We start from the raw sequence: 6,345 nt of genomic DNA, 5'->3' as shown, positions 1-6,345 counted from the left end.
CGCAAGCGCGTGGACGTGCACGGCATCGACGGGCACGGGGCGACCTTCCACCTGGAGCCCTCACCCGCGCGGGGGACATGTCTCTCCATTGGAGGCCGTAGCGGTGCCGGGCCGGGGCGTGTTGCGTTGCAGTGGCCGCGTGGGACCGGAGGGACAGGAGGCCGCGGACGTCGCTTTCAGCGTGCTGCGTGCTCGCGCGCCCGTGCTGGGCCTGGGCGAACTCGTGGCCCGCTACGACCTGCACCTGCACTACACGGACACCGAGGTGGGCAAGGACGGACTGTCGAGCGGCCTCGCGATGGCGCTCGCGGGCCTGTCCGCCTATGCGCAGCGCCCGCTTCCCGCGAGGCTGGCGGTGACCGGCGAGGTGACGCTGTCCGGCGAGGTGCGGCCCGTGGGCGGCGTGCACGAGAAGCTGGTGGCCGCGTACCTGGAGGGCATGCGGATCGTGGTGCACCCCCGGCGCAATCTTCAGGAAGTGGCGGCGCTGCCGCCCGAGGTGACCGGGCGCCTGCGTCTGATCGCGGTGGACACTTTGGATGAGGCGTGGCGGGTCGTGCGTGCGACCGTCGACGCGCCGGGAGCAACCCGACGGTGAGCAGCGAACCGCAACAGAACCCCTATGCCGTGCTGGGCGTCCCCCGTGACGCGGATGCCCGCACCATCAAGAAGGCCTACTTCGACCTCGTGCGACAGAACCCCCCGGAGACCCATCCGGAGGTGTTCAAGCGCCTGCGCGAGGCCTACGAGCTGCTCTCCGACGCGGAGGCGCGCCAGGCCTGGGACGCCACCGCGGACGTTCCGCTGGAGGGGTTGGCGGCGGAGCAGGCCGCGTGCATGGCGGAGGCCGTGGAGCAGTTCAACGCGGACAACCACGCCGCGGGCCGCAGGGTGTTGAACACCTTCCTCGCCGAACATCCCGAAGCGCACGAGGTGCGCACCCTGCTGGGGAAGAACCTCCTGTTCGAAGGCTATCCCCCCGAAGCGCTCGTGGAGTTCGACCGGGTGCTGGAATTGCGTCCCCAGGACTGGCAGGCGCGCCTGCACCGGGGCTGGGCGTTGCAGCGTCTGGAGCGCCTGAAGGAAGCGGCGGATGACTACTGGCGGGCCGGAAAGCTGGGCCCCACCGAGCTGGTCCCCCGCGTCGCGCTGGCGGACTGTCTGGAGCAGATGGGGCAGGTCAAGGACGCGCTCGGCGTGCTCGCGGAGGCGCGGACCCTGACGGGCCTGCGGCCGATGGACGTGCTCTCCCTCACCGTGCGGCGTGCCGCGACGATGCTGGAGCACGGCTTCAATCCAGAGGCGGTGCAGGAGCTGGATTCGCTCGAAGTGGACGTTCCCGCGAACGCGGATCCGGAGCTGCGCCGGTGGACCGCGGGCCAGTTGTCCTCCGCCGCCGCGACCCTCTTCGCCCAGCAGCGCTCGGAGGCCGCCAACAAGCTGCTCGAGCGCAGCCAGCGCTTCAACCCCACCAGCGCCACCGAGGGCGTCTACCCGGTCCGTGTCGCCCTGGACGTGGCCGCGCTGTCGGAGGGCGCCCGGCAATGGCTGCGCGCGGAGGCCGACCGCCACGACGGAGGACGCACCCTGAAGACGTGGGCCCTCCCCGCTGCCGTGTCGGCCGGGCTGGCCCTGGTGACCCTCTTCTTCCTCGTCGACTGCTTCCGCGCGCCCGAAACGCGCACGGTGGTGGACTGGGTGTGTCGCGCGGTCTTCGCCGCCGGCCTCGCCGCCGCCACCCTGTACGCGGCGCGGGTCCTCCTGCGCTCCATCAGCAGTCCCTTCGGCAGCTTCCACGTCGTCCACCCGCTGCACCTGGTCCAGGTGCAACGTGATCAGCTCACCGTGTGGCCGCTCGTGCACCTGAACGACATCCAGTTGATGGACCACCACGACAACGGCCGCTACACCCATACCTCCCTGGACATGCGCTTCAGCCGGATGCGCCTGGTGCTGCGGGTGCGCGGCAAGCCGCAGGCGGAGGCGCTCGCCCAGGAGTTGTCGGGGCGCCGCCGTCGCGTGCTGGAGCTGCTCAATCGCGGGATGCTCGATGCCGAGAGCGGCGTGGAGCACCTGCCCGCGGCGCTGCTGGCGCGTGGCGCGAAGGGCCGCCACGTGCACGCGGAAGGAAAGCTCCCGTCATGGGTCGGCCTGGGCGTCGCGGCCGCCGTCGCGGTCCTGGTGGTGTGCGCCTCCGTCGTGCCCCAGCGGAGCGCTGTGGACGCGCGTGCGTGGGGGCTGGCCCTCAACGTGCGCGACCTGGGCCCCACGCTCGCCTTCCTGCGCGACCGGCCCGATTCCAACTTCGCGCCCCAGGCCCAGGCCCGCCTGGACGCGGAGCTGGCCCAGGCCCGTGCTCGGATGGAGACACGGCTGGACGCGGGCAGCGGCACGGCCGCCTCCATCCCGTTCTTCTCCAGCCTCCTGGACGCCGTGGCCCGCACGCACAGCCGCCGCGTATCCGTGGAGTGGCTGGGCCTGGAGAAGTCGGACCCGCGGCCGGACCTGCTCGTGACCGCCTGGCAGCGGATGGCGGATGAGGCGCTGGGCAAGGACGTGCTGTTCATGGACTCGGTCCGGGCCGCGGGCCGCGAGGGCCCCCCCGCGGCCAGCTTGCGCGTGCGTCAGCAGGTGCGCCCCCTGCCCGCGAACGGGACGGATGAAGCGCCGGTCGAGCTGCTCTGGGCGGTGACGACAGAAGGGCTTGGCTCTTCTGTCGCATCCCTGGCGCTCACGGCCAGGGGAGTCTCCGCGGAGGATCCGGCCGCGTCCGAAGCGCTCCTTCACGCCTGGGTGGAGCGCTGGCATCTGCCCGGCACCGGCACGCGCCGGCCGTTGTTGTTCACGAACTCCCTGCTCGCCCTGGAGGCCTCTCCGTGAAGCCCTCTCCGACTTCACTCTGGAGCGACGTCCTCGTGATTCTCGGGATGGTGGGACTCCCGCTCGTCCTGGTCCTCATGGGCCCGGGCGTGAAGCGCTCGGAGTCCGTGCACTTCGTCAACGGCCTGGATGTGCCCGTCCAGATTGTCGCCGGTGACAATCGCTTCGACGTGCCCGCCGAAGGACGCATCAAGCGTGAGATCCGCCGGGGGTTGGTGGACGTGGACGTGAGCGCCAAGGGCGTCTCCCTGGTCCACGACACCCTGTACGTATCCGGGGACAAGGATGTCCGCGTCTACAACGTGCTGGGCGCGGCGCCCCTCTTCATGGATGCGGTCCGCTACACCAGCTCGAGCGCGAAGAACGTGAATGCGCCGGAGCGCTTCCCTCAACCCCTGGGCGGCACGGCGTTCCAGGAGTTCGACCACGTGGACTACGCCTTTGTCGAACCCCCCAGGTCGCTGTCCGTGGACGAGCGCCAGAGCGGCTCCATCAGCCGGAGCCACCTGGGCGTGCTGCCGGGGGGCTGGAAGATGACCCTGCGCTTCCTGCTGGCGGGCAACCGTCCGGCCGAGGCGGGCCGGGTGGCGCAGGCGGTGCTGCGCGCGAGGCCCGACGCCCCGGAGCTGAGCGAGGCCGCCTCCCTGGGGATGATGGCGCTCGAGCAGACGGAGGGCGTCCTCGCGGCGACGGCCATCGCACGCGAGTGGCGCGATGCGAACCTGGAGGACTTCGACGCGCACCGGCTCTGGGCGCGCCAGATGCGGCGCACCGGTCGCAACGAGGAGACGCGGGCGTACTACGCGCGCGCTCTCTCCCAGGCTCCTGACTCGATGCTCCTGGCCACGATGCTCGCGCGCACGGAGCCAGGTCCCGAGGCGACCGCGCGGCTCGAGGCGCTGCGGCGCGCGCACCCGGAGTCGCCCCTGCCGCGTTGGGGGCTCAGCCTGCGCTACCTGCGCGAGAATCGCTGGGCGGAGGCGCTCGTGCTGCTGGACGCGATGGAGCAGGACGAGACGCACTACGACATCTTCCTGGAGGAGCACCTCCGGGCCCTGACCGCGCTGGGCCGCCGTGAGGAAGCGGTGAAGCGATTCTCCCAGCGGTTGTTCGAGGACGAGAAGGCGTCGGTCGGCTGGCGGGATGTGCTCCTGTACGCGCGGCTGCTCGGACGCGGACCGAACGATGCCGGGGCCAAGGACCTGCAGAAGCTCATCGCCCGCGCGGTGGAGGGGCGGAGCGAGGAGCTGCTGCGCGCATGGCTCGAGGCCTCGCTCGGCGAGTCCAAGGTCCGCGCCCTGCCGTCCGGCTTGGATGTGAACAATGCCTCCGTGGTCGCGGTGCGGGTGCTGACCGCGCTCGCCAAGAGCCCCGAGTCCGCCGCCCGCGTCTGCGCCACCGCCAACCGGGCGGGCTTCAGCCAGGTGGGGACCGAGGCTGGGCTCCTGCTCGCCGGAGAGTTCGAGCGGCTCGGCGACTCCGCCCTGGCCGCGAAGACCCTGGAGGCGACGGGGTTGGAGCTCACCTTCGAGGAGCTGCGGGACACGGTGCACGGCGCGCGGACCGTCGAGTCCCTGGACGCGTTGGACGGGGCGGAACGTGCCTCGCTCCATCTCGTCGTGGCGCGAAGGCTCGAAGCCAGGGGCGCCAACGCGGAGAAGGCCTATGCGCTCGCGAGGCAGGAAGCGGTGTTGCCCGGTCCGGTCACCACCGCGCTCGCGCGCTGGCCTGTCCCGGTGGCTTCCGGAAGCGTGGCGGGGGTCGGTACGCCTTGAGGAGGCAGGGCGCTTCGGCGGAAGGAGGCCGCGGGCGGGCTACAGCCGCTCGTCGATGGCGCGGTTGCTCATCTCATCCGCCTCGGCGTTCTGCGCTCGGGGGACGTGGGCGAGCTTCACCTTGCTGAACGTCTTGAGCAGCTTCTGCGCCTCCTGGAAGAGGGGCTTCAGCGTGGCGCTCTTCACCTGGTAGCGCCCGTCCAACTGCCGGATGAGCAGCTCGCTGTCGGCGTACACCTCCACCTCGCGCGCGCCCAACGTGCGTGCGTGCTGGAGCCCCAGCAGCAGCCCCATGTACTCGGCGTGGTTGTTCGTCTGGTGCCCCAGGAACTTGCCCAGGCGCGCAATCACCGCGCCCTGCGTGTCCATCAGCACCGCGCCCGCGCCCGCGGGGCCCGGGTTGCCGCGCGCCGCTCCGTCCGAATAGACGCGCACGCGGTTCAGCCCGCTGCCCGGAGCGATGGGCGCGGCGGACTCCACGGTGGGGGAGGGGACAGCCGCCGACTCCAACACGGGCTCGGAGGGGGCCGACACGGGCAGGCCCTGGGCCAGCGTGTCGGCGGCCTCGGCCAGCAACTGCCCCAGGTGTTCGCGGGTGAGCCCGCGAAAGGCGCGCACCGTCGCCGTCAGCGGCTCCTCACGCGCGATGTGACGGAGGAGGTCGACGAGCGAAGGGGGCGGCATGGGCTGAAGCGACCTACGACGACCGCGCCGCTACTTCGCGGCGGAGTCCGGGGCCTTTTCCTGCAGCGCTTCGATGGCGAAGATGATGCGGTTGCACGAGGGGCACACGTCGGTGCCCAGCGAGGTGCGCAGCGCGTTGTACATCTGCGGGGGCAGGTTCATGTTGCAGCCCTGGCAGGTGCCGGCCACCACGCCCACCATCGCGGGCAGCTTCTTCTTGCGGATGACCTCGTAGCGGCGCAGCAGCGTGCCGTCCACGTTCGCGGCCACGTTCGCGCGGCGACCTTCCAGCTCCTTCACCTGGGAGTCGGACTCGCCCAGCTTCCCGCGCAGCTCCGTCATCCGTCCCGACAGGCCCTGCAGCTTGGTGGCGTACTCCGCCTCCTTGCCCTTGATGGCCTCGCGAGCGCCGCCCAGCTCCTTCACCTTCTCCGTGAGCGCCTCGGACTGGGTGAGGATGCCCTTCTTCGCGATATCGATTTCGCGAGCGAGCGCCGAGTACTCACGCGTGGAGCGCTGGTCGGACAGGCGCGCTTCCCACTTCTTCACCTTGTCCTTCTCGTCCGTGATGTTCTGCTCGAGCAGGGCCTTCTGCTTCTCCAGGTCCGCCACGCGTGTCCGCTCGGCTTCGATGCCGTTGCGCGCGACGCCCAGCTCCCGCTCCAGATCGGAAATCTGGCGGGGATGCACATCCGCTGCCTTCCGGAGCGAGGCGACCTCGAGGTCCACCTTCTGCAGCTCCGCCAGGGCCTTCAGTTTCTCCCGCAAGTTTGCTGCCTCCCAACACGGCCGCACCGACGCGCGGCGCGACTCTTGTACCAACAAGGGTGCTGGGGTTCCAACGCCCAAATGGGCGACCTTCCATCCCTGCGCTTTCCGCCTGCCCCTCCAGCGTTTGAATCCGCTTCACGCACCCGTTAGACGGGGACCGTGTCCCCAACGCCCTTGCGAACCCTCCTGGCCCCTGTCCTCCTGCTCGCCGCCACCGCCTGCCGCGAGCCCCCAC

5 protein-coding genes are annotated in these 6,345 nt (G+C 70.9%); 3 read left to right on the top strand and 2 right to left on the bottom strand.

Annotated elements, in window-relative coordinates:
* From D7Y13_RS36560 to D7Y13_RS36550, 3 genes are all read left to right on the top strand, one after another.
* Window positions 1-598 (top strand): S16 family serine protease (locus D7Y13_RS36560; RefSeq protein ID WP_279637164.1); only part of this gene is annotated, 598 nt, incomplete at its 5' end.
* Entirely contained in the window at window positions 595-2,880 is a 2,286-nt protein-coding gene (locus tag D7Y13_RS36555) for a DnaJ domain-containing protein (protein ID WP_120585952.1), read from the top strand. The genes D7Y13_RS36560 and D7Y13_RS36555, both read left to right, overlap by 4 nt.
* Entirely contained in the window at window positions 2,877-4,655 is a 1,779-nt protein-coding gene (locus D7Y13_RS36550; protein ID WP_147444547.1) for a tetratricopeptide repeat protein, read from the top strand. The genes D7Y13_RS36555 and D7Y13_RS36550 overlap by 4 nt, the downstream gene beginning before the upstream one ends.
* A 39-nt stretch (window positions 4,656-4,694) precedes the next feature.
* On the opposite strand, the gene D7Y13_RS36545 is transcribed toward D7Y13_RS36550, so the two are convergent.
* Both D7Y13_RS36545 and D7Y13_RS36540 read right to left on the bottom strand, forming a co-directional pair.
* Entirely contained in the window at window positions 4,695-5,339 is a 645-nt protein-coding gene (locus tag D7Y13_RS36545; protein WP_120585954.1) for a ribonuclease HI family protein, read from the bottom strand.
* A 30-nt stretch (window positions 5,340-5,369) separates the two neighbouring features.
* Window positions 5,370-6,107, bottom strand: a complete 738-nt coding sequence (locus D7Y13_RS36540) for a zinc ribbon domain-containing protein (RefSeq protein WP_120537908.1) — start codon at window positions 6,105-6,107, stop codon at window positions 5,370-5,372.
* Between the last annotated feature and the right edge of the window lie 238 nt (window positions 6,108-6,345).

Origin of the sequence: Corallococcus praedator (genome assembly GCF_003612125.1) — a bacterium.
Lineage (GTDB): Bacteria > Myxococcota > Myxococcia > Myxococcales > Myxococcaceae > Corallococcus > Corallococcus praedator.
Note: the sequence above shows the minus strand (reverse complement) of the source record. Positions and strands in the feature narration are given on the sequence as shown.